General features: G+C 71.7%; 22 protein-coding genes. 19 read left to right on the top strand and 3 right to left on the bottom strand.

What is annotated here, in order from left to right; genetic code table 11:
* The first annotated feature begins 111 nt into the window (after positions 1-111).
* The 12 genes from HA073_RS05620 (at position 112) to HA073_RS05675 (ending at position 15129) form a co-directional block, all read left to right on the top strand.
* Positions 112-1365 (top strand): maltose ABC transporter substrate-binding protein, encoded by a 1254-nt coding sequence (locus HA073_RS05620; RefSeq protein WP_043326783.1) that lies wholly within the window; start codon positions 112-114, stop codon positions 1363-1365.
* Positions 1365-3008, top strand: a complete 1644-nt coding sequence (locus tag HA073_RS05625; protein WP_043326781.1) for an ABC transporter permease subunit — start codon at positions 1365-1367, stop codon at positions 3006-3008. The genes HA073_RS05620 and HA073_RS05625 overlap by 1 nt, the downstream gene beginning before the upstream one ends.
* A complete protein-coding gene (locus tag HA073_RS05630) occupies positions 3005-3904 on the top strand; it encodes a sugar ABC transporter permease (protein WP_043326779.1) in 900 nt (299 codons plus the stop codon). The genes HA073_RS05625 and HA073_RS05630 overlap by 4 nt, the downstream gene beginning before the upstream one ends.
* Positions 3905-4046: 142 nt before the next feature.
* Positions 4047-5858, top strand: a complete 1812-nt coding sequence (locus HA073_RS05635; protein WP_166455831.1) for a glycoside hydrolase family 13 protein — start codon at positions 4047-4049, stop codon at positions 5856-5858.
* A 162-nt stretch (positions 5859-6020) separates the two neighbouring features.
* Complete coding sequence (locus HA073_RS05640) at positions 6021-6362, top strand: hypothetical protein (protein ID WP_043330653.1); 342 nt, start codon at positions 6021-6023, stop codon at positions 6360-6362.
* A 277-nt stretch (positions 6363-6639) separates the two neighbouring features.
* Positions 6640-7710 (top strand): BMP family protein, encoded by a 1071-nt coding sequence (locus HA073_RS05645; protein ID WP_043326775.1) that lies wholly within the window; start codon positions 6640-6642, stop codon positions 7708-7710.
* A 122-nt stretch (positions 7711-7832) separates the two neighbouring features.
* Positions 7833-9488 (top strand): ABC transporter ATP-binding protein, encoded by a 1656-nt coding sequence (locus HA073_RS05650; protein ID WP_069087179.1) that lies wholly within the window; start codon positions 7833-7835, stop codon positions 9486-9488.
* Between the two features lie 173 nt (positions 9489-9661).
* Complete coding sequence (locus HA073_RS05655) at positions 9662-10849, top strand: ABC transporter permease (RefSeq protein WP_369830096.1); 1188 nt, start codon at positions 9662-9664, stop codon at positions 10847-10849.
* Between the two features lie 2 nt (positions 10850-10851).
* Entirely contained in the window at positions 10852-12132 is a 1281-nt protein-coding gene (locus HA073_RS05660) for an ABC transporter permease (protein ID WP_043326769.1), read from the top strand.
* Between the two features lie 103 nt (positions 12133-12235).
* The gene (locus tag HA073_RS05665; protein ID WP_166455874.1) at positions 12236-12937 is read left to right on the top strand and encodes a cytidine deaminase; all 702 of its coding nucleotides are present in this window, start codon (positions 12236-12238) and stop codon (positions 12935-12937) included.
* 142 nt (positions 12938-13079) lie between these two features.
* Entirely contained in the window at positions 13080-14360 is a 1281-nt protein-coding gene (locus tag HA073_RS05670) for a thymidine phosphorylase (RefSeq protein ID WP_043326767.1), read from the top strand.
* Between the two features lie 88 nt (positions 14361-14448).
* Positions 14449-15129, top strand: a complete 681-nt coding sequence (locus tag HA073_RS05675; protein ID WP_166455832.1) for a DUF4272 domain-containing protein — start codon at positions 14449-14451, stop codon at positions 15127-15129.
* A gap of 6 nt (positions 15130-15135) precedes the next feature.
* On the opposite strand, the gene HA073_RS05680 is transcribed toward HA073_RS05675, so the two are convergent.
* Together HA073_RS05680 and HA073_RS05685 are read right to left on the bottom strand one after the other, a co-directional pair.
* Positions 15136-15987: a putative RNA methyltransferase gene (locus HA073_RS05680; protein WP_064447620.1), complete on the bottom strand. Its 852-nt coding sequence runs from the start codon at positions 15985-15987 to the stop codon at positions 15136-15138.
* A gap of 3 nt (positions 15988-15990) precedes the next feature.
* Complete coding sequence (locus HA073_RS05685; RefSeq protein WP_043326762.1) at positions 15991-16476, bottom strand: MarR family winged helix-turn-helix transcriptional regulator; 486 nt, start codon at positions 16474-16476, stop codon at positions 15991-15993.
* Between the two features lie 57 nt (positions 16477-16533).
* On the opposite strand from HA073_RS05685, the gene HA073_RS05690 reads away from it, so the two are divergent.
* From HA073_RS05690 to HA073_RS05705, 4 genes are read left to right on the top strand one after another with little or no spacing between them, the layout of a single operon-like run.
* On the top strand, positions 16534-17160 hold the full coding sequence (locus tag HA073_RS05690) for a YitT family protein (protein WP_104113223.1): 627 nt from the start codon (positions 16534-16536) through the stop codon (positions 17158-17160).
* Positions 17148-17717, top strand: a complete 570-nt coding sequence (locus HA073_RS05695; RefSeq protein ID WP_064447622.1) for an NADPH-dependent FMN reductase — start codon at positions 17148-17150, stop codon at positions 17715-17717. Before HA073_RS05690 ends, HA073_RS05695 begins: the two co-directional genes overlap by 13 nt.
* Positions 17714-18127 (top strand): PPOX class F420-dependent oxidoreductase, encoded by a 414-nt coding sequence (locus HA073_RS05700; protein WP_166455833.1) that lies wholly within the window; start codon positions 17714-17716, stop codon positions 18125-18127. The genes HA073_RS05695 and HA073_RS05700 overlap by 4 nt, the downstream gene beginning before the upstream one ends.
* Before the next feature lie 51 nt (positions 18128-18178).
* Positions 18179-19255, top strand: coding sequence for an adenosine deaminase (locus HA073_RS05705; protein ID WP_043326756.1), 1077 nt, complete (start codon positions 18179-18181; stop codon positions 19253-19255).
* On the opposite strand, the gene HA073_RS30515 is transcribed toward HA073_RS05705, so the two are convergent.
* Positions 19256-19594, bottom strand: a complete 339-nt coding sequence (locus tag HA073_RS30515) for a hypothetical protein (protein ID WP_223201242.1) — start codon at positions 19592-19594, stop codon at positions 19256-19258.
* A gap of 459 nt (positions 19595-20053) precedes the next feature.
* Here HA073_RS30515 and HA073_RS05715 point away from each other — a divergent pair, with 459 nt between their 5' ends.
* The 3 genes from HA073_RS05715 to HA073_RS05725 all read left to right on the top strand — a co-directional run bounded on the left by HA073_RS05715 (position 20054) and on the right by HA073_RS05725 (position 24598).
* Entirely contained in the window at positions 20054-23719 is a 3666-nt protein-coding gene (locus tag HA073_RS05715; protein WP_140946432.1) for a sensor histidine kinase, read from the top strand.
* Positions 23716-24120, top strand: coding sequence for a roadblock/LC7 domain-containing protein (locus HA073_RS05720; RefSeq protein ID WP_013283992.1), 405 nt, complete (start codon positions 23716-23718; stop codon positions 24118-24120). The genes HA073_RS05715 and HA073_RS05720 overlap by 4 nt, the downstream gene beginning before the upstream one ends.
* 100 nt (positions 24121-24220) lie before the next feature.
* A complete protein-coding gene (locus tag HA073_RS05725) occupies positions 24221-24598 on the top strand; it encodes a DUF742 domain-containing protein (protein WP_030501200.1) in 378 nt (125 codons plus the stop codon).

The following is a 24598-nucleotide window of genomic DNA, read 5'->3' on the forward strand; positions in this document are numbered from 1 at the left end:
CATGCGAGAGCAGCGGCGCAGCACCCCTGTGCCGGTCAGCAAGAAATTTCAGAGGTTTCCACTGGCGGGCCGCCCTTCCCCCGGCGGGCCGCCATGACGACAGGAGTACCGATGCGCATCCGTACCGCGGGTGTGGTCGCCGTCCTCGGCCTGGCGCTCGCCGCCTCCGGCTGTGGTGACAGCGGCAGCGACGACAAGCCGGCCGCCGGCGAGTCCGCCAAGGCGACCGGCGGCAAGCTGGTCATCTGGGCCGACGACAAGCGCACGGCCGCCCTCAAGCCGTTCGCCGAGGAGTTCGGCAAGGAGAACGGCGTGACCGTCGAGGTCCAGGCCGTCTCCAAGGACCTGCAGACCAACTTCGTCACCGCCTCGCAGCAGGGCAGCGGCCCGGACGTCGTGGTCGGCGCGCACGACTGGATCGGCAACCTGGTCCAGAACGGCGCCATCGACCCGGTGCAGCTCCCGGCCGAGCAGAAGAGCGGCTTCAACGAGACCGCGATCAAGGCCGTCACGTTCAACGGCCAGCTCTACGGCGTGCCCTACGCCACCGAGAACGTCGCGCTCATCCGCAACACCGAGCTGGCCCCCGAGGCGCCGAAGACGATCGAGGACCTGGTCGCCACCGGCAAGAAGCTCAAGGCCGAGAAGAAGGCCAGCGAGATCCTGTGCCTGCAGTCCGGCCAGAACGGCGACGCCTACCACATCTACCCGCTCTACACCTCCGGCGGCGGCTACCTGTTCGGCACCACGGCGAACGGCGACTACGACCCGAAGGACCTGGGCGTGGGCAAGCCGGAGTCGATCGCTGCCTTCCAGAAGATCGCCAAGCTGGGTGAGAAGGGCGAGGGTGCGCTGAAGCGCTCCATCACCGGCGAGAACTCCATCGCCACCTTCACCGGCAAGAAGTGCGCGTTCCTGGTCTCCGGCCCGTGGGCAGTGGCCGACGCCAAGAAGGCCAACATCTCCTACGACATCTCCCCGGTCCCCGGCTTCGCCGGTGGCCAGGAGGCCCAGCCGTTCGTCGGCGTCCAGGCGTTCTACGTGGCCGCCAAGGGCAAGAACAAGGCCCTGGCCCAGGAGTTCGTCACCAACTACGTGACCAAGCCCGAGCTGGCCGTCGCGCTGTACAAGGCCGAGCCGCGCCCGCCGGCGCTGACCGCCGCCTTCGACCAGGTCAAGGGCGAGGACCCGGACCTGGCCAAGTTCTCCGAGGCCGGCAAGAACGGCCAGGTGCTCCCGGCGATCCCGGCCATGGCCGCGATCTGGGACCCGTTCGGCAAGGCGGAGGCCGCCATCATCGGCGGCGCCGACCCGGCCAAGACGATCACGGCCGCCGGCAAGACCATCCAGGGTCAGATCAAGTAATGAGCGCGCCGCTGTCCGGCCCGGGGTCTGCACCGCAGGCCCCGGGCCGGGAGCCCGCACGCCCCGGGCTCCCGCGCACGTCCCGTACCGCGCGGCAACACGCGCCGATCACCGCGACCGGCCTCGTCGTCAAGGTGGTCCTGCTCGGCCTGGTGGCCGGGATCGCGATCTGGGCGGCCTTCCCGCTCATCGAGGCCGAACACTGGATCGGGCTGGGCATCCTGGTGGCCACCACCGCCGGCCTGTTCTACCTCTACCTGAGCCGCCGGCACATCCCGGCCAAGTACCTGGTCCCCGGCACGCTCTTCCTGATCGCCTTCCAGGTCTTCCCGGTGCTCTACACCGCGAGCACCGCGTTCACGAACTTCGGCGACGGCCACCGCGGCAGCAAGGACGACGCGATCGTCGCCGTGCAGACCTCCTCGGTGAAGCAGGTCCCCGGCTCGACCGAGTACAACCTCACCATCGCCACGAAGGGCGACCCGGCGAGCGGCCCCCTGGTCTTCCTGCTCAGCGACCCGAAGACCAAGGACGTCTTCGCCGGCGACGCGGACGGGCTGCGCAAGCTGGACGCCGCCGACGTCGAGGTGAGCAGCCTCAGCGGCAAGATCACCGCCGCGGACGGCTACACCCTGCTGAACATCGGGCAGGCCAGCAGCCGCAGCGACGCCGTCACCGCGCTCATCGTGCCCACCGACGAGGGTGCCATCCGCTCCAACGGCCTGACCCGGGCGTACGAGGGCAAGGCGATCCGGGCGTACGACGCCGGCTGCGACTGCGTCAAGGACAGCGAGACGGGCAAGACGTGGACCGCCGACGAGGAGTCCGGCTCCTTCGTCGCCGCCGACGGCGAGCGTCTCGCCCAAGGCTGGAAGGTCGACGTCGGGCTGAAGAACTTCAGCACCGTGCTCACCGACCCGAACATCTCCGGCCCGTTCTTCGGCACGCTGGCCTGGAACTTCGCGTTCGCGATCGGCTCCACCGGCCTGACGTTCCTGCTCGGCATGGCCATCGCGCTCGCGCTGCACTCACCCCGGATGCGGGGTACCAACTTCTACCGGGTGCTGCTGATCCTGCCGTACGCCATGCCGTCGTTCGCGATGCTGCTGATCTGGCGGGACATGTTCAACACCGACTTCGGCCTGCTCAACAACCTGTTCGGGCTGGACGTCGACTGGTTCGGCGGCAACTGGTCGGCCCGGATCGCGGTGCTGCTGGTGCAGCTCTGGCTCGGCTACCCGTACATGTTCCTGGTGGCCACCGGCGCGTTGCAGGCCATTCCGCGGGAGCTGACCGAGGCGACCTCGGTCGACGGCGCGTCGCCCTGGCAGTCGTTCCGGTCGGTCACCCTGCCGCTGCTGCTGGTGGCGCTCTCGCCGCTGCTGATCGCGTCGTTCGCGTACAACTTCAACAACGTCAACGCGATCCTGTTCACCACCGAGGGCGGCCCGTTCGCGCCGGACAACCCGACGAACGGCGCCACCGACCTGCTGATCACCTACACGTACCGGCTCGCGTTCGGCGCGCAGGGCGCCGAGTTCGGCCTGGCCGCCACCGTCTCGATCTTCATCTTCGCGATCGTGGCGACGGTGTCGGCGATCAGCTTCCGGCGGACCCGTAAGCAGGAGGAGGTGTACTCGTGACCACAATCGCGCGGAAGCCCACGGCCACCCGCACGCCGGCCCGCCGCTCGCGTGGACGCTGGTTCGCGCAGGTCGGCTGGCGGCACGTGGTGGGCGTGCTGGCGGTGGCGTTCAGCCTCTTCCCGATCCTGTTCGTGATCTCGGCGGCGCTCAACCCGCTCGGCACGCTCTCCTCCACCGAGCTGCTGCCGACCGGCGCGTCGCTGGAGAACTTCACGAACCTGTTCGACCGGACCGCGTTCGGCCACTGGTTCCTCAACTCGCTGCTGCTGGCGGGCGTGGCCAGCTTCGCGTCGATCTTCCTGTCGTCGCTCGCGGCGTACGCGTTCTCCCGGATGCGCTTCGCCGGGCGCCGGGTCGGCCTGCTCGCGCTGCTGCTGATCCAGATGTTCCCGCAGTTCCTGGCGATCGTGGCGATCTTCCTGATCTTCACCACGCTCACCGACCTCTACCCGGCGATCGGGTTCAACACCCCGTGGGGCCTGTTCCTGCTCTACATGGGTGGCGCGCTCGGCGCGAACACCTGGCTGATGAAGGGCTTCTTCGACACGCTGCCGAAGGAACTGGACGAGTCGGCGACCATGGACGGCGCGTCGCACGTGCAGGTCTTCTTCCGGATCATGCTGCCGCTGGTGGCGCCGATCCTCGCGGTGACCGGCCTGCTCGCCTTCATCGGATCGATCAACGAGTTCATCATCGCCAACGTGTTCCTCACCGAACCCGAGGCGAAGACGCTCGCGGTCGGCATGTACGGCCTGGTGGCCGGCGAGCGCAACAACAACTTCGGGATGTTCGCGGCGGGCACCCTGCTCACCGCGATCCCGACGGTGCTGGTGTTCCAACTGCTCCAGCGCTACATCGTCTCCGGACTCACCTCCGGAGCGGTAAAGGGCTGAGCCTCCTCGGCTCACGCTGCGGCAAGGGCGTCGTGTCGGCGTACACCGGAGCGGTTCTCGGGCGGACCGCCGCGGTCGGGTGAAACCGATCGCGGCGGGTGCCCGCCCCTCTCCCTGTCGGTACGACGCGAAAGGCAGCACCATGTCCCTTCAGCCGCACCACGACGGCTCCGCCACCTACGTCCCGGAGCAGGAGCCCGCGCTCGGGCAGACCGTCCCCGTCTTCGTCCGGGTGCCGGCCGGATCCGGCGTCTCGCAGGTGCACGTGCGCACCACCGGCGACGGCGAGCCGCGCTTCGCCGAGGCGCGGGTCGACCGCACCGACGGCGGCGACGTGTGGTGGCGGGCCGACGTCGAGGTCCGCAACCCGGTCAGCAACTACCGCTTCCTGCTCGACGGTGAACGCGGCGCCCGCTGGCTCAACGCCGCCGGCCTGGCCGGGCACGACGTGCCGGACAACGGCGACTTCAAGCTGGTCAGCTACGCCCCGCCGCCGGCCTGGGCCCGGGACGCGGTGATCTACCAGATCTTCCCGGACCGGTTCGCCCGCTCGGCCGCCGCCGACGGCCGGACCGTGCCGGACTGGGCCATCCCCTGTGACTGGGACACCCCGGTCGTCGGCCGCGGCCCGGAGACGCCCCGCCAGTTCTACGGCGGCGACCTCGACGGCGTCACCGAACACCTGGACCACCTGGACCGGCTCGGCGTCAACACCGTCTACCTGACGCCGGTGTTCCCGGCGCGCTCTAACCACAGGTACGACGCGTCGAGCTTCGACACCGTCGACCCGCTGCTCGGCGGCGACGCGGCGCTGGCCCGGCTCGCCGACGCGGTGCACGCCCGGGGCTGGCGGCTGCTCGGCGACATCACCAGCAACCACACCGGCGACGCCCACGACTGGTTCACCGCCGCCGTCTCCGACGTCAACGCGCCGGAACGCGAGCTGTACTACTTCGACCTGCCCGGCTCGGACTACGAGTCGTGGAACGGGGTGAAGTCGCTGCCGAAGCTGAACTGGGGCAGCGCCGAACTGCGCCGCCGGTTCGCCACCGCCGAGGACTCGCTGCTGCGCCGCTGGCTGCGCCCGCCGTACGGGCTGGACGGCTGGCGGGTCGACGTGGCGAACATGACCGGGCGGCGGGGCGCTGACGCGTACACCCACGAGGTGGCGCGGCTGCTGCGCGAGGTGGTGGCCGAAACCCGGCCGGACGGGCTGCTGCTCGCCGAGCACGGCCACGACCACACCGGTGACCTGGACCGCGACGGCTGGCACGGGACGATGAACTACGTCGGCTTCACCGACCCGGTCTGGTCCTGGCTGCGCCACGGCGACGACCCGGTGCCGAACTTCCTCGGCACCCCGGGCGGGGTACGGCGGCGCGACGCGGGCGCGGTGCTCGCCACCATGAACACGTACCGGTCGCTGGTGTCGTGGCGCTCGTACACGCACTCGTGGCAGCTGCTCGGCTCGCACGACTCGGCCCGGATCCGCACCGTGGTCGGCGACGCGGCCCGGCAGGAGGTGGCGGCCGGACTGCTCGCCACCATGCCCGGCACGCCCGTGGTCTTCGCCGGGGACGAGCTGGGCCTGACCGGCACCAACGGGGAGGGCTCGCGTACGCCGATGCCGTGGCACCGGCGCCAGAGCTGGGACCGGCGCACGTTCGAGGCGTACCGGTCGTTGCTGACGCTGCGCCGCGACGAGCCGGCGCTGCGGCACGGCGGCCTGCGCTGGGTGTACGCGGACGCGGACACGCTCGTCTTCCTGCGCGAGGCGCCCACGTCGACGGTGCTGGTGCTGGCGAGACGTGCCCCCGGCACCCCGGTCCGCCTGGCCGGCGTGGGCGCCGCAGAGAACGTCTACGGCAACGCCCCAGCTCTCCACCCCGACGCCGACAACAAGGTGACCCTCCCCGCGGACGGCCCCACGTTCCAGGTCTGGCGCCTCCGCTGACCCCGGGCCCTCGCGATCTTGCGGTTTCGGCCCGTGTGCCGCGCCTTTCGTCCCGTTGTGCCGGGGCGGAAACTGCAAGATCGCGGGGGAGGGGTCACGGTATGACGGCAGGTCGGCCGGGTCATTACTACAAAGCGTCGTTGATGGGGGAGGATGGGCCGCGTGGAAGCTCTTCGACTGATTCTTCTCTACGTCCATCTGATCGGTTTCGCGCTGCTGCTCGGCGGCGCGATCGCCCAGTACGTCTCCGGCAAGCTGCGCATCAACGCGGCCATGCTCTGGGGCGCGATCATCCAGATCCTCACCGGCATCGGGCTGTCCGCCCCGCTGCGGGACGGGGACGAGCCGGCCCCGGCGAAACTTGTTACCAAGTTGGTGCTCGCGCTGCTCATCTTCGTCATGGTCTTCTTCTCCCGTAAGCGGGAGACCGTCAACCGCGGCCACTTCCTCGCGATCGTCGGGTTGACGCTGGTCAACGCTGCCGTCGCGGTGTTCTGGCGTTAGTTCGCCGCCAGTCGGGGAAGCTGCGGGAAACGGACGTTCGCGACACCATCGCGCACGCCCACCGGCCGGATAAGTGACCTGCCCCACCCAAGGGTTACACCGGGGTAACGGACGCTCAACAGTCGTGCACGATTGTCGGCCGGTGGGTGGGCGCGGGCGTACGCTCCCGTCCGTAACGTGGGACGCCGGCCGCACATCGCAGGCCGGCGCAAGGGCTGCGCACCGCGCACAACGCGGTGTGCAAGGGGAAGGAGACGTCTTGCGCTCTGTGCGTGGGATGCGGATTGCCTCCGTCATTGCGGCGGGTGGACTCGTGCTGGGCGCTGCCGCGTGTGGTGAGGCTCCGGACGACGACAACAACGCCGGCGGCGACGGCGGCAAGAAGTTCAGCGCCTGCATGGTGACCGACGTCGGCGGCGTCGACGACAAGTCCTTCAACGCCTCGGCCTGGAAGGGCCTGCAGGAGGCGAAGAAGGAGAACGACAAGATCGACATCAAGTACGTCCAGTCGAAGGCCGAGGCGGACTACGAGGTCAACCTGACCGGGTTCGTCAACCAGAAGTGCGACTTCATCCTGGCCGTCGGTGGCCTGATGTCGGACGCCACCAAGGCGGCGGCTGAGAAGAACCCGAACCAGCAGTTCGCGATCGTCGACGCCAACCCGGGTGTGTCGAACGTCTACCCGATGCAGTTCGACACCGCGCAGGCCGGGTTCCAGGCCGGCTACCTGGCCGCCGGGATGAGCAAGTCCGGCAAGGTCGGCACCTACGGCGGCCTGCCGATCCCGCCGGTCACCATCTTCATGGACGGCTTCGCCGACGGCGTGGCGTACTTCAACAAGGCCAAGAGCAAGAACGTCCAGGTGCTGGGCTGGGACAAGGCCACCCAGAAGGGCTCCTTCGCCAACTCGTTCGAGAAGCAGGACGAGGGCAAGAAGGTCTCCGACGCGCTCGTCGCGCAGGGCGCCGACATCGTGATGCCGGTCGCCGGTGGCGCCGGTCTCGGCACCACCTCCGCGGCCAAGGCCTCGGGCGGCAAGTACTCGGTCGTCTGGGTCGACATCGACGGCTGCGAGAGCACCCCGGACTGCTCGGCGATCCTGACCACCGTCGTCAAGAACATCCCGGACGCCGTCAAGGAGGCCGCGCTGAAGGCCGCCAGTGGCGAGAAGCTCCAGGCCACGCCGGGCTTCGTGGGCACGCTCGCCAACAACGGCGTCTCGATCGCCCCGTACCACGACTTCGACAGCAAGGTCCCGGCGGACCTGAAGGCCGAGGTCGACAAGATCAAGGCGGACATCGCCGCCGGCACCATCACCGTCACCTCGAAGGCCCAGCCGACCAAGTGACGGTCCCGCCGGCCGCCGCGGTGCGATCATCGGCAGCGGGGGCCGGCGGCCACCAGGTTTGACGATCCGGCCGTCCCGGCGCAACGGGGAAGGTACCCCGAGCGCCGGGGCGGCCGATCAGCTTGACTCCCCCCGACATCCCCACCCGGCGTGGTGGCGGCGCGGCAGGTCGCTACGCTGCACCATCGCTCGCACTCCAGGAGGTTGCGCTGAGACTCGAACTGCGCGGCATCACCAAACGGTTCGGTGATCTGGTCGCCAACGACCACATCGACCTGACGGTGGAGCCTGGAGAGATCCACGCCCTGCTCGGCGAGAACGGTGCCGGCAAGTCGACCCTGATGAACGTGCTCTACGGCCTCTACCAGCCGGACGAGGGCGAGATCCTGGTCGACGGCAAGCCGCTGAAGCTTAAGGGCCCGTCGGACGCGATCGCCGCCGGGATCGGCATGGTGCACCAGCACTTCATGCTGGTGCCGGTCTTCACCGTGGCGGAGAACGTGATGCTCGGCGCCGAGCAGGTCAGGGGGCCCTTCGCCGGCATCCTCGACCGGCGACGGGCCCGGCGCGAGGTCGCCGAGGTGTCCGAGCGGTACAACCTGCGGGTCGACCCGGACGCGGTGATCGAGGACCTGCCGGTCGGCATCCAGCAGCGGGTGGAGATCGTCAAGGCTCTCACCCGCGACGTCGACCTGCTGATCCTCGACGAGCCGACGGCCGTGCTCACCCCGCAGGAGACCGAGGAGCTGCTCGCGGTCATGCGGTCGCTCAAGGCCGCCGGCAAGTCGATCGTGTTCATCACCCACAAGCTGGGCGAGGTGAAGGCCATCGCCGACCGGATCACCGTGATCCGGCGCGGGAAGACGGTCGGCACCGCCGAGCCGAGCGCCAGCCGGGACGAACTGGCCGCGCTGATGGTGGGCCGCAGCGTCCGGCTGACCGTGGACAAGAAGCCGGCCACCCCCGGCAAGCCGGTCCTGGAGGTCTCCGGCCTGGTCGTGGACGACGACCGGCAGGTACGCGCGGTCGACGGCGTCGACCTGACCGTGCACGCCGGTGAGGTGCTCGGTGTCGCGGGCGTGCAGGGCAACGGCCAGACCGAGCTGATCGAGGCGATCATGGGCCTGCGCCCGACGCTCGCCGGCACGATCAGCCTGGACGGCGAGCCGACGCACGGCTGGTCGACCAAGAAGGTGCTCCACGCCGGCGTCGGCTACGTGCCGGAGGACCGCAGCGTGGACGGCCTGGTCAAGGAGTTCTCCGTGGCGGAGAACCTGGTGCTGGACATCTACGACCGGCCGCCCTTCGGCAAGGGCCTGTCGCTGAAGCCCGAGGCCATCGCGAAATCGGCCCGGGAGCGGATCGAGCAGTTCGACGTCCGTACCTCCTCGGCCGACGCCGCGGTCGGCACGCTCTCCGGCGGCAACCAGCAGAAGGTGATCGTGGCCCGGGAGCTGTCCCGGCCGCTGAAGCTCTTCATCGCCGCCCAGCCCACCCGGGGCGTGGACGTCGGCTCGATCGAGTTCATCCACAGCCGGGTCATCCGCGAGCGGGACATCGGCACCGCGGTGATGGTGGTCTCCAGCGAACTGGACGAGGTGATCGGCCTGGCCGACCGGATCGCGGTCATGTACCGCGGCCGGATCATCGGCATCGTCGGCCCGGACACCCCGCGCGAGGAGATCGGCCTGCTGATGGCCGGCATCACCCCGGACGCCGCCACCCCGGACGCCGCCACCGCGACCGAGGGCGGCCCTGGCAACGAGGACGAGGCATGACCAACCCGAACCCCGTCTCGGGCTCGCCGGACAAGGAACCGGCGACCGAGGCGCAGGAGTCGCTGAGCGAGGCCCGGGCGACGCCGACGCAGCCGGCCGGTGACACCGAGCAGACGGTGCCCGCGACCGCGACCGCGAAGAGGCCGGACCCGGCCGGGGAGTCCCGTCCCGGCATGGGCCGGATGTTCCTGGACAACCTCTGGGCCGCCAACACGGTCACCGTGACGGTGCTCGCGGTGCTGCTGGCCATGGTGGTCGGCGCGGTGCTGATCATCGTGTCCGACCCGGAGGTGCTGGCCACCTACAGCTACATCACGGCTCGCCCCACGGACGCGCTGAACGCCAGCTGGACTGTGGTCAGCGAGGCGTACGCGAACCTGTTCAAGGGCGCGATCTTCGACCCGGACGCGGTCGGCTTCACCGCCGTCATGAGCCCGATCTCGGAGACGCTCACCTACGCCGCGCCGCTCGTCTTCACCGGCCTGTCGGTGGCGCTGGCCTTCCGCGGCGGCCTGTTCAACATCGGCGCCCAGGGCCAGGCGACGATCGCCGTCATCCTGGCCGCCGTGGCCGGCTTCGCGCTGCCGCTGCCGCCCGTCGTGCACCTGCTGGTGGCGCTGATCGCGGGCGCGCTCGGCGGCGCGCTCTGGGGCTTCATCCCCGGCATCCTCAAGGCCCGGGCCGGCGCGCACGAGGTGATCAACACGATCATGCTCAACTACGTGGCGGTCTACTTCCTGTCCTGGATCATCGTCCAGAACGGGGTGCAGAACCCGAACCGGTCGGACGCGATCAGCAAGCCGGTCGACTCCACCGCGCAGCTGCCCCGCCTGCTCGGCGACGACCTGCGGGTGCACGCCGGCATCCTGCTCGCGGTGGCGGCCACCTGGTTCATCGCCTGGCTGCTCAACCGCTCCACGCTCGGCTTCGAGCTGCGGGCGGTGGGCGCGAACCCGGACGCGGCCCGCACCGCCGGCATCAGCGTGACCAAGACGTACGTGCTGGTGATGGTGCTCGCGGGCATGCTGGCCGGTCTCGGCGGCTCGACCATGGTGCTCGGCACCACCGCTACCGCGCTGACCCCGCTGGTGATCGCGCAGATCGGCTTCGACGGCATCCTGGTCGCGCTGCTCGGGCGCGTGAAGCCGTGGGGCGTGCTGCTGGCCGCGCTGCTGTTCGGCGCGCTCCAGGCCGGTGGCAACCGGATGCAGTCGTACTCCGGCATCTCGCTGGAACTGGTCACCGTGCTCCAGGCGCTCATCGTCATCTTCATCGCCGCGCCTGCCCTGGTGAAGACGATCTTCCAGCTCCGGGCGGCCCGCGCCGCCCGGTTGCAGACGAGCCTCGCGAAGGGCTGGTGAGCATGTCCACCACCGCTGTCCCCGAGGTCGCCGTTACCGCGGTCGACGAGGGTTTCTGGACCCGTAACCGGAAGATCGGCGTGGTCCTGCTGGCGCTCGGCGTGCTCGCGGCGGTGCTGTTCGGCGCGCTCGCGACCGACCAGCACGCCCGGTTCACGCTCAGCGAGACCGAGGGCGGCGCCGCCCTGGAGATCAACGGTACGGTCGGCGCGATCCTGTTCGGGCTGATCACCGCCGCGGCCGGAGGCGCGCTGCTGGCCGGTGTGCCGAAGCGCTGGTTCGCGCTGCTGCTCGGCGCCGGGCTGGTCGCCTTCGTGCTGAGCTTCCTGTGCTGGCAGGTCTCCGCCGCGCCCGAGGGCCGCAACTTCATGCCGCTGGTCAACGTCGTGCGCGGCACGTTCATCCTGGCCCTGCCGCTGATCTTCGGCGCGCTCGCCGGTGTGCTCTGCGAGCGCTCCGGCGTGGTGAACGTGGCGATCGAGGGTCAGCTCCTGATGGGCGCGTTCTCCGGCGCGCTGTTCGGCAGCATGTCCGGCAGCGTCTGGGTCGGCCTGGTGGCCGCCGCCATCGGCGGCGCGTTCATCTCGTTCCTGCTGGCCGTGTTCTCCATCCGCTACCTGGTCGACCAGGTGGTCATGGGCATCGTGCTCAACCTGCTCGCGGTCGGCATCACCGGCTTCCTCTACGAGCGGCTGATGCAGACCGACGCGGCGAAGTACAACAGCGCGCCCCGGTTCGGCAACTGGGAGATCCCGCTGCTGTCCGACATCCCGCTGATCGGTCCGGCGCTGTTCCGGGGCAACATCTTCCTCTACCTCGGCCTGCTGCTGGTGCTGGTCATCCACCTGGCGCTGTTCCGTACCCGGTGGGGCCTGCGGACCCGCTCGGTCGGCGAGCACCCGACCGCCGCCGACACGCTGGGCGTGAAGGTGCTGCGGCTGCGCTACCGCAACGTGATCCTGGCCGGTCTGGTGGCCGGTGTCGGCGGCGCCTCGTACACGCTGGCGCTCTACTCGTTCACCAAGAACATGATCGGCGGTAAGGGCTTCATCGCCCTGGCCGCGCTGATCTTCGGCCGGTGGAGCCCGACCGGCGCGCTGCTCGCGGCGCTCTTCTTCGGCTTCGCCGACCAGCTCGCCACCTACCTGGGCGCGATCGGCAGCAGCATCCCGAGCCAGTTCCTGGCGATGCTGCCGTACCTGGCGACGATCCTGGCCGTGGCCGGGCTGGTCGGCAAGGTCCGGGCGCCGGCCGCCGACGGCAAGCCGTACATCAAGGGCTGACCGCCCGCCGCGACACCGTGCCCGGCGGGGCGACCCGCCGGGCATCGTCGTCTCCGGCCGCGCCGCGACCGATCGGCGCAAATTGGGCAGAATGGGAGTCGTGATGGAGATCGACTGGGAGCGGCTGCGGGCCGCCGCCACCGAGGTCATGCGGCACGCCTACGTGCCGTACTCGAAGTTCCCGGTGGGCGCCGCCGCGCTCGTCGACGACGGCCGCGTCGTGGTCGGCTGCAACGTGGAGAACGCCGGATACGGTGTGACGCTCTGCGCCGAGTGCGGCGTGGTGTCGCAGCTGCACGCGACCGGCGGGGGCCGGATCGTGGCGCTGTCCTGCGTCGACGCCACCGGCGAGCCGCTGATGCCGTGCGGCAGGTGCCGGCAGTTGCTGTGGGAGCAGGGCGGGCCGGAGTGCCTGGTCGAGTCGAAGGGCGGGCCGCTGCGGATGGCCGAGCTGCTGCCGCACGCCTTCGACGTGGCCGACATCGAGGCGGTGACCGGCGAGCACCCGGTGCCGGTGGTGCCGGACCGGCTGGCCGCCTGGCGGGGCCGGGGCACCGTGTTCGTGCACCCCGACCTCTCGGCCGGGCAGCAGGTCTGGACGGCGTACTGGGAGCGGTCCTCCGGCGGCGCCGAGGACGCCGAGACCGGCGTGCTGGAGGAGGGCTCGACCTGGGACGACCCGGCGAGCGCGATCGAGTGGGGGTTGGCGCGTACGCCGCGCGTGGTGGTGGTGGATGCTTCGGGCACTGTCTTCTGGGCCGGTGAGGGTGAGCCTCCTACGGAGATTCCGGTTCGCTGGGGTTGAGGTTGTGGGCCGGGGCCGACCGTGCCCGGCTCCGGGCGGTCAGGCTTGATCCCTCCGCCGGGCACGGTCGGCCCCGGCCGGACCTGGTCACCGTTCGCGGGTCGGTGTGGCCACGCGCGATCAAACTGATTGGATCTTGTAAGTGAGTGCTTTTACGGCGGTTGACGTCATTCGGGCCAAGCGGGACGGGGGTGTGCTGAGCGAGGGGCAGATCGACTGGGTGGTCGACGCGTACACGAAGGGTCTGGTCGCCGACGAGCAGATGTCCGCGCTGGCCATGGCGATCCTGCTGCGCGGCATGACCGCGCCGGAGATCGCCCGGTGGACCGCCGCCATGATCGCCAGCGGCGAGCGGCTCGACCTGTCGCCGGTGGCCCGCCCGACAGTGGACAAGCACTCCACCGGCGGTGTCGGCGACAAGATCACCCTGCCGCTGACCCCGCTGGTCGCCGCCTGCGGCGCGGCCGTCCCGCAACTGTCCGGCCGGGGCCTGGGTCACACCGGCGGCACGCTGGACAAGCTGGAGTCGATCCCGGGCTGGCGGGCGGCGCTCACGAACGACGAGTTCATCGCGCAGCTCCGCGACGTGGGCGCGGTGATCTGCGCGGCCGGCGACGGGCTCGCCCCGGCCGACCGCAAGCTGTACGCGCTGCGCGACGTCACCGGCACCGTCGAGGCGATCCCGCTGATCGCCAGCTCGATCATGAGCAAGAAGATCGCCGAGGGCACGGGCGCGCTGGTGCTCGACGTGAAGGTCGGCTCCGGCGCGTTCATGAAGAACGCCGACGACGCCCGCGAGCTGGCCCGCACCATGGTCGAGCTGGGCGGCGCGCACGGCGTACGGACCGTCGCCCTGCTCACCGACATGTCCACGCCGCTCGGCCTGGCCGTCGGCAACGCGGTCGAGGTGACCGAGTCGGTGGAGGTGCTGGCCGGTGGCGGCCCGGCCGACGTGGTGGAGCTGACGCTGGCGCTGGCCCGGGAGATGCTCCACGCGGCCGGGCTGCCCGACGCCGACCCGGAGGCGGCGCTGCGCGACGGCCGGGCGATGGACGCCTGGCGGACGATGATCCGGGCGCAGGGCGGCGACCCGGACGCGCCGATGCCCACCGCGAACGAGGTCGAGGTGGTCACCGCGGCCGAGGACGGCTGGGTCGCGGAGCTGGACGCGTACGCGATCGGGGTGGCCGCCTGGCGGCTCGGCGCGGGCCGGGCCCGCAAGGAGGACCCGGTGAGCATCCCGTCCGGCGTGGTGCTGCACAAGCGACGGGGTGACCGGGTACGTGTCGGCGACCCGTTGTTCGAGCTGCGCGCCGAGCACGCCGAGCGGATCCCGGCCGCGCTGGCCGAGGCGCGCGAGGCGGTGCGGATCGCGCCGGACGCGCCGGAGGCGACGCCGCTCGTCATCGAGCGGATCGGCTGAGGGCCATGGTGCCGGGCCGGTCGGAGTCGCTATCCTCCCAGGCCAGGGGGGACCGACCGGCGAGGACCCGAACAGACAGGGACTGACCGTGCGCGTATCCGCCCCCGACCCCCGGGCCGTCCGGGAGGCGAGCCTGGACGAGCTGTCCCGGCTGGGCCTGCCGCTGCCCCCGCCGCAGTTCCCGCTGGTCTGGGAGCCGGGCGACGAGATCGAGCTGCGTCCGACGCCGGAGGTCGAGGCCCGGATCGCGGTGCTGCACGTGATCCTGGCCCGCTGCTTCGGCATGCCCGCGCAGGCGGCGATGAGCTGGCTGCTGGAGTCGCACCTGGTCGATTCGGTGACGCCGCCGGAGTGGCAGTTCGTGATGGGCGGCCGGGGTGACCACAGGTCGTTCGTGCTGCACCACGACGCGCTGTTCTCGCTGGCCTGGGTGCTCGGGCTGGCCAAGGAGCTGGACCCGACGGTGCCGGTGGACGAGCGGCTGGTCGAGCGGATGCCGAACCTGGTGGCGGGGGAGACGTTCGCCCAGTGGCAGGCCCGGATCCTGGCCGCGCCGCAGCACCCCGGGGACGCCGCCGCGCTGCTCGACCTGCACTACTGCCTGGACTGGGCGTACCTGGAGACGGAGAAGGCCGGCGGCGCGCTGCCGGGCCTGGTGGACGCCAACGCGATCGGTCAGCGCCGGTGGGCGCTGGAGTGGGCGGTGGTGCTGTGCGGGCCGTACCACGACGAGCCGCCGGGCTGGGAAGAGGTCGACCTCTCCACCTGAGCCGGGTCAGCGCGGGCGGTGCACGCCGAGCCGGACCGAGAGCGTGACCGGGACCGGCTCGGGCAGCGCGGCGACGCGCGCGGCGAGCCGTTCCGGTTCGGCGTGCCAGGCGCTCGGTCCCATCCCGACGAGCGTGGTGACCTCGGCGCGGGTCAGCGCGAGGCGGGCCCGGTGCCCGGTCGCGGACTCCTCGGCGAAGTGGGCGCCGAGGCTGCCCGCGACCCGGTCGGCTTTGGCCGGGTCCACCCGCAGCAGGTCCAGCGCCTCGACCAGTTCGGCCAGGTGGTCGGCGGCCGGGGTGACGACGAGCAACGCGCCGCCGGGGTCGAGCACCCGGTGGAACTCCGGGCCGTTGCGCGGCGCGAACACGTTCAGCAGCACGGCCACCGACCGGTCGGCCAGCGGCAGGCGCTGCCAGGTGTCGGCGAGCGCGGCGGCGGCCCGCGGGTGGGCGCGGGCCGCGCGGCGCAGCGCCGGCTTGGAGACGTCCAGGGCCAGGCCGGCGGCCTCCGGCAGCGCCGCCAGCACCGCCGCGAGGTAATGCCCGGTCCCGGCGCCGGGCTCGACCACCAGGGGGTACGGGTCGACGCCCGCGACGCGTACCGCTGTGGTCGCGAGCGCGGCGGCGACGGCGTCGTAGTGGCCGGCGGCGAGGAAGTCGGCGCGGGCGGCGACCATCTCGGCGCTGTCCCCGGTGTGCGGGGAGCGGCCGGCGAGCAGGTTGACGTACCCCTGCCGGGCGGTGTCGAAGCTGTGCCCGCGGGGGCAGCGCAGGGCGCGGGTGGTGCCGGCGGTGGCGGCGGTCAGCGGTTCGGCGCAGACCGGGCAGCGCAGCCGGGCGAGGATGCGGTCGTCCACGCCTCAGTCCTTCGCTTCCGGGCGGCCGGTGGGGCGGCCGGTGAGGTGGTCGACCACCCGGTGGCTGAGCGTGCCGAGCGCGGCCAGCTCCGCCGGGGTGAGCAGGTCGATCAGGTGCCGGCGTACGGCGGCGACGTGCCCGGGCGCGGCGGCCTCGACGGCCTGGCGCCCGGCCGGGGTGAGCGTGACGACCGAGCCGCGGCCGTCGGTGGCGCACTCCTCCCGGGTGACCAGGCCACGCTGCTGCATCCGGGAGATGTGGTGGGACAGGCGGCTGCGGGACCAGAGCATGCGGTCGGCCAGCTCGCTGAGCCGCAGCCGCTGCTCCGGGGTCTCGGACAGGTCGCTCAGGACGTCGTAGTCCGGCTCGGAGAGGCCGGCGTCCTGCATCAGTTCCCGGGCCAGTTCCAGGTCGAGCAGGCGTCGCATGCGGCGGTAGCCGCGCCACGCGCGGTCCTCCTGCTCGTCCAGCCAACGCGGTTCGTCCACGGACCGATCCTACCGGTTTTGTTGACATGTCACCAAGTTGCGGTCTAGCTTGATGACATGTCAACCAAACTGCCGTCGCGGCTGGTGCGGCTGTTCGCCGGCCTGGCCCTGTTCGGCGTCAGCGTCGCGCTGATGGTCCGCGCCGACCTCGGGCTCGCGTCCTGGGACGTGCTGCACCAGGGGCTCGCCGAGCGCACCGGCCTGCCGATGGGCGTGCTGGTCAACGGCGTGGCGCTGCTGGTGCTGCTGCTGTGGATCCCGCTGCGGCAGCGCCCGGGCGTCGGCACCGTGGCGAACGTCGCGCTCGTCGGCCTGGCCCTCGACGCGACGCTGGCGCTCCTGCCGCCGGTCGCCCCGCTCGCCGGCCGGATCGGTCTGCTGGTCGCGGGCGTCCTGCTCAACGGCCTCGCCACCGCGCTCTACCTCGGCGCCCGCCTCGGCCCCGGCCCGCGGGACGGGCTGATGACCGGCCTGGCCGCCCGCGGCCTGCCGCTCGGCCCGGCCCGCACCGCGATCGAGGTGACGGTGCTGGCCGTCGGCTGGCTGCTCGGCGGCGTCGTCGGCCCCGGCACCCTGCTCTACGCGATCGGCATCGGGCCGATCGTCGCCTGGCTCGTTCCCCGGCTCACCGCGCCGGCCCCGGCCGCCGCCCCGACAGGAGTGACCTCACCATGCCCCGCCTGAACGTCGTCGTCGCCAGCACCCGCCCCGGCCGGGTCGGCCGTCGCATCGGTGACTGGTTCACCGCCGCCGCCGTCCGCCACGCCGGCTTCGACGAGGTGCGCCTGCTCGACCTGGCCGAGGTCGGGCTGCCCTTTCACGACGAGCCGCACCACCCGTCCGAGCGGAACTACGTGCACGAGCACACCCGCGCCTGGAGCGCCGAGATCGACGCCGGGGACGCCTTCGTGCTGGTGATGCCGGAGTACAACTACGGCTTCAGCGCGCCGCTGAAGAACGCGATCGACTACCTCTACCACGAGTGGCAGCACAAGCCGGTGGGCTTCGTCAGCTACGGCATGACCTCCGGGGGCCTGCGCGCGGTGCAGATGATCAAGCAGGTGGTGACGACGCTGAACATGACCCCGGTCAACGACCAGGTGGTCGTCTTCCTCCGGCAGTCGCTGGACGAGTCGGGCGAGCTGCGACCCGACCCTGGCCGTGAGGAGGCCGCCGCGCTCATGCTGGATCAGCTCGCCCGGCTGGCCGCCGCGCTCGCCCCGCTGCGGGTGACCGCATGAGCGCCCGGCTGTGGGAGCTGTTCGGCGAGCGCGGGCGCGGGGTGCTCGTCACCCTGCGCCGCGACGGCCGGCCCCAGCTGTCCAACCTCGACTACCTGGCCGAGCCCGGCCTGATCCGCTGCTCCACCACCGACGGCCGGGCGAAGGTGCGCAACCTGCGCCGCGATCCCCGGGCCAGCTTCCACGTGGCCACCGCCGACGGCGGGGCGTACGCGGTGGCCGAGGGCACCGTGACGCTCACCCCGCCGGCCGCCGCCATCGACGACGCGACGGTCGACGAGCTGGTCGAGGTGTACCGGCGCATCCGCGGCGAGCACCCGGACTGGGCCGAGTACCGGGCCGCCATGGTGGCCGACGGGCGGGTGGTCCTGCGGCTGGCGGTGGAGCGGGTGTACGGCTGGCGGCCCTGAACCGGCCCGGTCCACCGTCGCGCCCGTACCGGGGGTGACTAGGGTCGGAGCATGGTCGCAATCTCGTACGAGGACATCGTCAAGGTCCCGAAGGCGCTGCTGCACGATCACCTCGACGGCGGCCTGCGGCCCGCGACGATCGTCGAGCTGGCCGCCGAGGTCGGCCACGAACTGCCCACCACCGACCCGGCGGCGCTCGGTGTCTGGTTCACCGAGGCGGCGAACTCCGGCTCGCTGGAGCGCTACCTGGAGACGTTCGCGCACACGGTGGCGGTCATGCAGACCGCCGGCGCGTTGCGCCGGGTCGCCCGCGAGTGCGCGCTGGACCTGGCCGCCGACGGCGTGGTCTACGCCGAGGTGCGGTTCGCCCCGGAACAGCACCTGGAGCAGAACCTGACGCTGGACGAGGTGGTCGACGCGGTGGTCACCGGGTTCCGGGAGGGCAGCGCGCTGGCCGCCGAGGCGGGCACCCCGATCCGGATCGGCACGCTGCTCACCGCGATGCGGCACGCCGCCCGGTCGCAGGAGATCGCCGAGCTGGCCGTGCGGCACCGCGACACCGGGGTGGTCGGCTTCGACATCGCCGGCGCCGAGGCGGGCTTCCCGCCCACCCGGCACCTGGACGCGTTCGAGTACCTCCAGCGGGAGAACTTCCACTTCACCATCCACGCCGGTGAGGCGTTCGGCCTGCCGTCCATCTGGCAGGCGATCCAGTGGTGCGGCGCCGACCGGCTCGGCCACGGCGTACGCATCGTCGACGACATCACCCCCGGCAACCCGCCGGTGCTGGGCCGGCTGGCCGCGTACGTGCGGGACAAGCGCATCCCGCTGGAGCTGTGCCCGTCGTCGAACGTGCAGACCGGTGCCGCGGCCTCGATCGCCGACCACCCGATCGGGCTGCTGCGCGACCTGCGGTTCCGGGTGACTGTGAACACCGACAACCGGCTGATGAGCGGCACCTCGATGTCGCGGGAGATGGCGCTGCTGGTGGAGGCCTTCGGCTACGGCTGGAAGGAACTCCAGTGGTTCACCATCAACGCGATGAAGAGCGCGTTCATCCCGTTCGACGAGCGGCTGCGGATCATCGACGAGGTGATCAAGCCGGCGTACGCCGAGCTGATCGGCTGATCACGACTGGCGGGGGTGGCCGGAGAGCAGTGCGGCCACCCCGCGCAGCACCTGACCGGCCCGGGCCGCCTCGGCACCGAGCCCGGTCTGCCGGCGCAGCACGGCCGGCTCGGCACGCAGCAGCGCGACCCCGCGCCGGAGCAGCACCCGGGGCGCCTTGCGCTGCTCGGCGAGGTCCCGGGCGAGGCGGCGCAGGAACGTCGCGCCGCGTGGGCGGCGCAGCGCGTACGCGCCGGCGAGCACGCCCTGCCGGCGGCACTCGGCCACGATCTCGGCGGCGAAGATCCCCTCGGCGACAAAGATTGGCGATCCGTCGATGTCGAATGGCCGGGTGGCCACCCTGCGGTCCGCGCCGATCGCATAAACCGGCACTTCGGCCTTGCCCTCCCGAGCCAGTCGGGTGATTGTTTGCACCGCCATGTCCGCATCCCAGGACAGTGGGGACTCCCAATCCACCTGTCCGTTCCGACGCGGACACGTAGGGTCGTCGCCGTCCTTGTAGAAGTCGTCCAGGCAGAGCACCGGAAGTCCGGTTCGCTGCGCTATGTATGACTTTCCTGACCCGGAGGGGCCAGCGAGCAGGACAACGCGATGCGGGTGTTCCATTACCTTCAGTGACTCCGGCCAGACGGATAGCTATCAAATTGCATCAACATCTCATCACACCTCCGGTGAGGGACAACCTGGTCTTTCTCTTTGCGGGGCGGCGTGATGGAATCTCGGAGGTCCGACCCGCCGGGTCGGTCGCTCGGCGTTGCCCTCAGGTGACGTCGGGCGCGGTAATGCGAGGGCGGTGACGTGAGCAAACGGCCAACGACGGCGGGCTCCTTCCTGTCGCGGCTGCGCCGGCCGATGAGTCGGCTGCGCGACATGCCGATCTGGTCCAAGCTCGGTCTGATCATGATCGTGCCGACCATCGCCACGGTCGTGGTGGGCACCAGTGGTCTGGTCGACCACCTGGAGACGCTCAACAATGCCAACCGTGCGGGGGACCTGGCCAATCTGATCGGCTACTCGGGTGACCTGATCGACACGGTGCAGGACGAGCGGGTCGGCGCCGTGCTCTTCCTCGGCGCGAAGGAGTTCCAGACCCGGGCGCAGTACCAGGAGGGCTACAACCGGGCCAACCAGCGGGTGGACCAGGCGAAGTCGCCGTACCTGCGGCAGCGTGGCGAGATCGACGACCTGCCGCGCAACTTCGTCGGGCTGCTGGACGCGATCGACACCCAGCTGAAGGACCTCCCGGCGACGCGCAGCCAGGTGCTGAACGGCAAGCTCAAGATCAATGACGCCGACCTGACCTACCGGCAGCTGATCGAGGACTTGCTCGCGATCCGCGACTCCGCCACCCAGCTCGCCGGCGACAACGACCTGAGTGACCGGATGCGCGCGGCGGCCGCTGTCGCCCGGCAGAAGGAATTCCTGACCCAGCGCCGCGTGGTCGTCCACCAGGCGATCACCCAGAACCAGTACACCCCCGCGCTGCGCGAGCAGTTCATCGCCAGCGGCACCGGCCAGTCGCAGGCGTTCGCGACGTTCCAGGCGGTAGCCACCGACCCGGACAAGCTGTTCTACGACCAGACCGTCTCCGGGCCGGACCTGCGCCGGGCGGAGCTCTACACGAGTTTCATCTCGGGCAACAACAGCGGCTCGATGGAGAACGCCCAGTTCGGCGCGGACCAGTGGGACCAGGCCATGGTCGCCAACGCGAAGCTGATGCGGACGGTGGAGTCCCGCCTCGACGGCAACGTGGTCCGGCAGGCCGACGCGCTGCGCTCGGACACCCAGCGCCAGGTGTTCCTGGAGACCGGCCTGCTGCTCACCATGCTGCTGCTGGCCATCCTGTTCGCGTACCTGGTCGCCCGCTCGATGGCCCGCTCGCTGCGCGACCTGCGCCAGGGCGCCCTGGCGGTGGCCCAGTACGGGCTGCCGCAGGCCGTCGCCCGGCTGCGTGACCCGCAGGTGACCGGCCAGCTCACCCCGGTGCAGCTGGCCAACCAGATCGCCGAGCCGCTGCCGGTGCGCAGCAAGGACGAGTTCGGCCAGGTGACCGAGGCGTTCAACGCCGTCCACCTGGAGGCCGTCCGGACCGCCGCCGAGCAGGCCGCCCTGCGGGCGTCCGTCGCGACCATGTTCGTCAACCTGGCCCGCCGCTCGCAGATCCTGGTCGACCGGCTGATCGGCCACCTCGACCGGCTGGAGCGCGGCGAGGAGGACCCGGACCGGCTGGCCGAGCTGTTCCAGCTCGACCACCTCGCCACCCGGATGCGCCGCAACGACGAGAACCTGCTGGTGCTCGCCGGCGCGGACTCCACGCGTGTGCAGCGCGAGCCCGCCGCCCTGATCGACGTGCTCCGCGCCGCCCAGTCCGAGGTCGAGCACTACACCCGGATCGAGTTCGGGGTGATCGACCGGGACATCGAGGTCGCCGCCCACGCGGTGAACGACCTCGTGCACCTGGTCGCCGAGCTGTTCGACAACGCGACCGCGTTCTCCCCGCCCGACTCCCAGGTCATGGTGGAGGCCCGCCGGGTCGGCGACCGTGCCTCCCTCTACGTGGAGGACCGGGGCATCGGCATCAGCCCGGAGCAGCTCCGTGACCTCAACGAGCGGCTGGCCACGCCGCCGCAGGTGGACGTCGCGGTCTCCCGGATGATGGGTCTGGTCGTGGTGGCGCGGCTGGCCGCCCGCCACGGCGTCCGGGTCGAGCTGCGACCGGGCACCGACCGGGGCACCGTCGCCGACGTGACGCTGCCCACCACGGTCCTGGTGCCGCGTGCCCTGGCCGGCCGTGGTCCGGGCGCGCCGGCCCTGCCGCCCGCCGCCCCGCAGCAGAGCGGACCGACGCCCGCCTTCGGCGCCCTGGCCGCTTTCGGCAACAACAACCCGCAGAGCCTGCCGCCGGCCCCGCACCCGGGCGCCTCCGGCAACCAGGTCACGCTCGGCGGACGCGCCTTCGACCCGGCGCCGCGCAACGGCTCGGGCACCCCGGCGAACGCCGGTGGCGCTCGCGCCATGCCGGCCTGGTCCGACCTGACCGGCGCCAACCCGGGCGACGGGGACGGCGGGTTCGGCTCCCGGCCCTCGTCCGGCTCCGGATTCGAGCCGCTGCCCCAGCGGCGCAACCCGGCCGAGGGCGACCCGGGCACCAGCGGCCAGCAGCCGGCGATCCCGCGCCAGCTGCCGAGCAGCCCCGAGGCGCGGCCCTACAGCCCGCCGCCGGTCTCCGCGCCGCCGGTCCCGCCGGTGTCGGCGCCGCCGCTGCCGCCGGTCTCCGGCGCCCCGGCCGCCGGCAACCCGCTGCCGTACCGTCCGGTCTCGGCCGCTCCGGTCTCCGGCGACCCGTTCTCCGGCCGTCCGGTCTCCGCGGCGCCGGTCTCCGGCGACCCGTACACGGGCCGTCCGGTCTCCGCCACGCCGGTCTCCGGGCAGCCCACGTCGGCCGCGCCGGTCTCCGGCCAGCCGGCCGCCGGTTACCAGGTCTCCGCGCCGCCGGCGAACCAGCTGCCGGCGCGACCGGTGACGCCCGGGCCGGGCGTCGGTGCGCCGCCGGTCTGGCCGCCGGTCACTCCGGCCCCGGCCCCCGCGGCGCCGGAACGGCCCACCAGCGGCATGGACATGACCACCGAGCTGCCCCGGGTGCCGCGCACGGAGATGCCGGCCACCGCGCAGCCCGCGACCGGCCAGCCGTCGGCCGCCGGCCCGGCGACGAACCAGCCGGCTACCACCCCGGCGACCAACCGGCCGGCTGCCGCCCCGGCGGCGCGACCGGGCCCGGCAGCGCAGCAGCAGGGCAACCGCCAGCGGTACGCCGACGAGACGATGGAGCTGCCGATCTTCCGGGAGCTCGAGTCGGCGTGGTTCCGTACCCGCCGGCCCGGGCCCCACGAGGAGGCGGCGGCCCCGGCCCCGACGACGAACGGCGGCGACGCCACCCAGCAGTTCGCCAAGGTGGACACCGCCGGCCGGCCCGTGCCGCAGCCGACACCCGCAACGACAGGTAACGCACCGATGGCACACACTCCGACGGCCGGCGGAGCACCGCGTGACAACGGCGCGGCGAACGGGAACACCCGTCCCGCGTACGGCGGAGGGCTGCCCACCCGGCAGCCGACCGCGTCGCCGCAGTCCTCGCCCTGGCAGACCGCGGCCGACGACGGCTGGCGCGCCGCCTCGGCGGCCACCGAGGTGCCGGTCGCGGAGACCACCCAGAAGGGCCTGCCGAAGCGGAAGCCGATGGCGCAGCTCGTGCCCGGCAGCATCGACAAGCCTTCTGCCTCGGTGCAGCGGCGGACGCCGGAAGGCGTCCGGGGCCTGCTGTCGGCCTACCATCGGGGCGTGCAGCGCGGGCGTAACACCGACAGCAACACGACCGGCCCGGAGGGCACTCCGGGCGGGCAGCAGTCCTCGCAGTCTGGCTCAGGCCCGGTGGCCGGGAGCGGGCAGAAGGAGCAACAAGGATGACTACTACGCAGGATCTCGGATGGCTGCTCGCCAACTTCGCCGACCGGGTGCCCGGTGTGGCGCACGCGGTCGCGGTCTCGGCCGACGGCCTGCTTCTCGCCTCGTCCCGTGACCTTCCGCGGGACCGCGCCGACCAGCTCGCCGCGATCGCGTCCGGTCTGGTCAGCCTGACCCAGGGCGCGGCCCGCTGCTTCGAGGGCGGAGCGGTGTTGCAGACAGTCGTCGAGATGGACAACGGATTCCTGTTCCTGATGTCCATCTCCGACGGTTCGTCGTTCGCGGTGCTGGCGGCGCGGAGCTGCGACGTGGGTCAGGTCGGGTACGAGATGGCCCTGCTCGTGGACCGGGTGGGCGATGCCCTGACGCCGCAGCCGCGCACGGCTGTGGGGATGATGGGCTGAATGACGCGCTGGCCGGTGGGTCAGGTGCGGGAACAACAACGACAGCGACGGATGTCACCGGGGCGAGCCGGTGCCGGGTACGAGGGAGGTGAGCGGCGACATGGCGGATCGTGACGAGCCGACCGGCGCATTGGTCCGGCCGTACGCCGTCACCCGTGGTCGTACCCGTCCCCGGCTCGACATCGCCCTGGAGGCGCTCGTCGAGACGACGGTGCGCGGCCGAGCGGTTGCCACTGGCAATGGTGGCCACGGTCGTGAACACCAGTACATCGCCGCGTTGTGTGACGGACGTGTGCAGTCGCTCGCCGAAATCGCGGCGCGGATGCAGCTTCCGCTCGGCGTGGCCCGGGTGCTCATCGCCGACATGGCGACGGACGGCCTGGTCGCGGTCCACGAGCCGACCATTTTGGACGACTCCGACGACGCGGTGGGCACTGAACTGCTGGAGAGGGTGCTGAGTGGACTTCGCAGGCTCTGA

Source organism: Micromonospora sp. CMU55-4, assembly GCF_011602315.1.
Classification (GTDB): domain Bacteria; phylum Actinomycetota; class Actinomycetes; order Mycobacteriales; family Micromonosporaceae; genus Micromonospora; species Micromonospora chalcea.

What these genes read in the sequence shown, in the direction of transcription:
- HA073_RS05655 (WP_369830096.1), top strand. Translation starts at nt 9,662, where the DNA reads ATGGGCCGGATGTTCCTGGACAACCTCTGGGCCGCCAACACGGTCACC.
- HA073_RS05660 (WP_043326769.1), top strand. Translation starts at nt 10,852, where the DNA reads ATGTCCACCACCGCTGTCCCCGAGGTCGCCGTTACCGCGGTCGACGAG.
- HA073_RS05635 (WP_166455831.1), top strand. Translation starts at nt 4,047, where the DNA reads ATGTCCCTTCAGCCGCACCACGACGGCTCCGCCACCTACGTCCCGGAG.
- HA073_RS05645 (WP_043326775.1), top strand. Translation starts at nt 6,640, where the DNA reads ATGCGGATTGCCTCCGTCATTGCGGCGGGTGGACTCGTGCTGGGCGCT.
- HA073_RS05690 (WP_104113223.1), top strand. Translation starts at nt 16,534, where the DNA reads ATGTCAACCAAACTGCCGTCGCGGCTGGTGCGGCTGTTCGCCGGCCTG.
- HA073_RS05620 (WP_043326783.1), top strand. Translation starts at nt 112, where the DNA reads ATGCGCATCCGTACCGCGGGTGTGGTCGCCGTCCTCGGCCTGGCGCTC.
- HA073_RS05705 (WP_043326756.1), top strand. Translation starts at nt 18,179, where the DNA reads ATGGTCGCAATCTCGTACGAGGACATCGTCAAGGTCCCGAAGGCGCTG.
- HA073_RS05700 (WP_166455833.1), top strand. Translation starts at nt 17,714, where the DNA reads ATGAGCGCCCGGCTGTGGGAGCTGTTCGGCGAGCGCGGGCGCGGGGTG.
- HA073_RS05695 (WP_064447622.1), top strand. Translation starts at nt 17,148, where the DNA reads ATGCCCCGCCTGAACGTCGTCGTCGCCAGCACCCGCCCCGGCCGGGTC.
- HA073_RS05625 (WP_043326781.1), top strand. Translation starts at nt 1,365, where the DNA reads ATGAGCGCGCCGCTGTCCGGCCCGGGGTCTGCACCGCAGGCCCCGGGC.
- HA073_RS05725 (WP_030501200.1), top strand. Translation starts at nt 24,221, where the DNA reads ATGGCGGATCGTGACGAGCCGACCGGCGCATTGGTCCGGCCGTACGCC.
- HA073_RS05665 (WP_166455874.1), top strand. Translation starts at nt 12,236, where the DNA reads ATGGAGATCGACTGGGAGCGGCTGCGGGCCGCCGCCACCGAGGTCATG.
- HA073_RS05720 (WP_013283992.1), top strand. Translation starts at nt 23,716, where the DNA reads ATGACTACTACGCAGGATCTCGGATGGCTGCTCGCCAACTTCGCCGAC.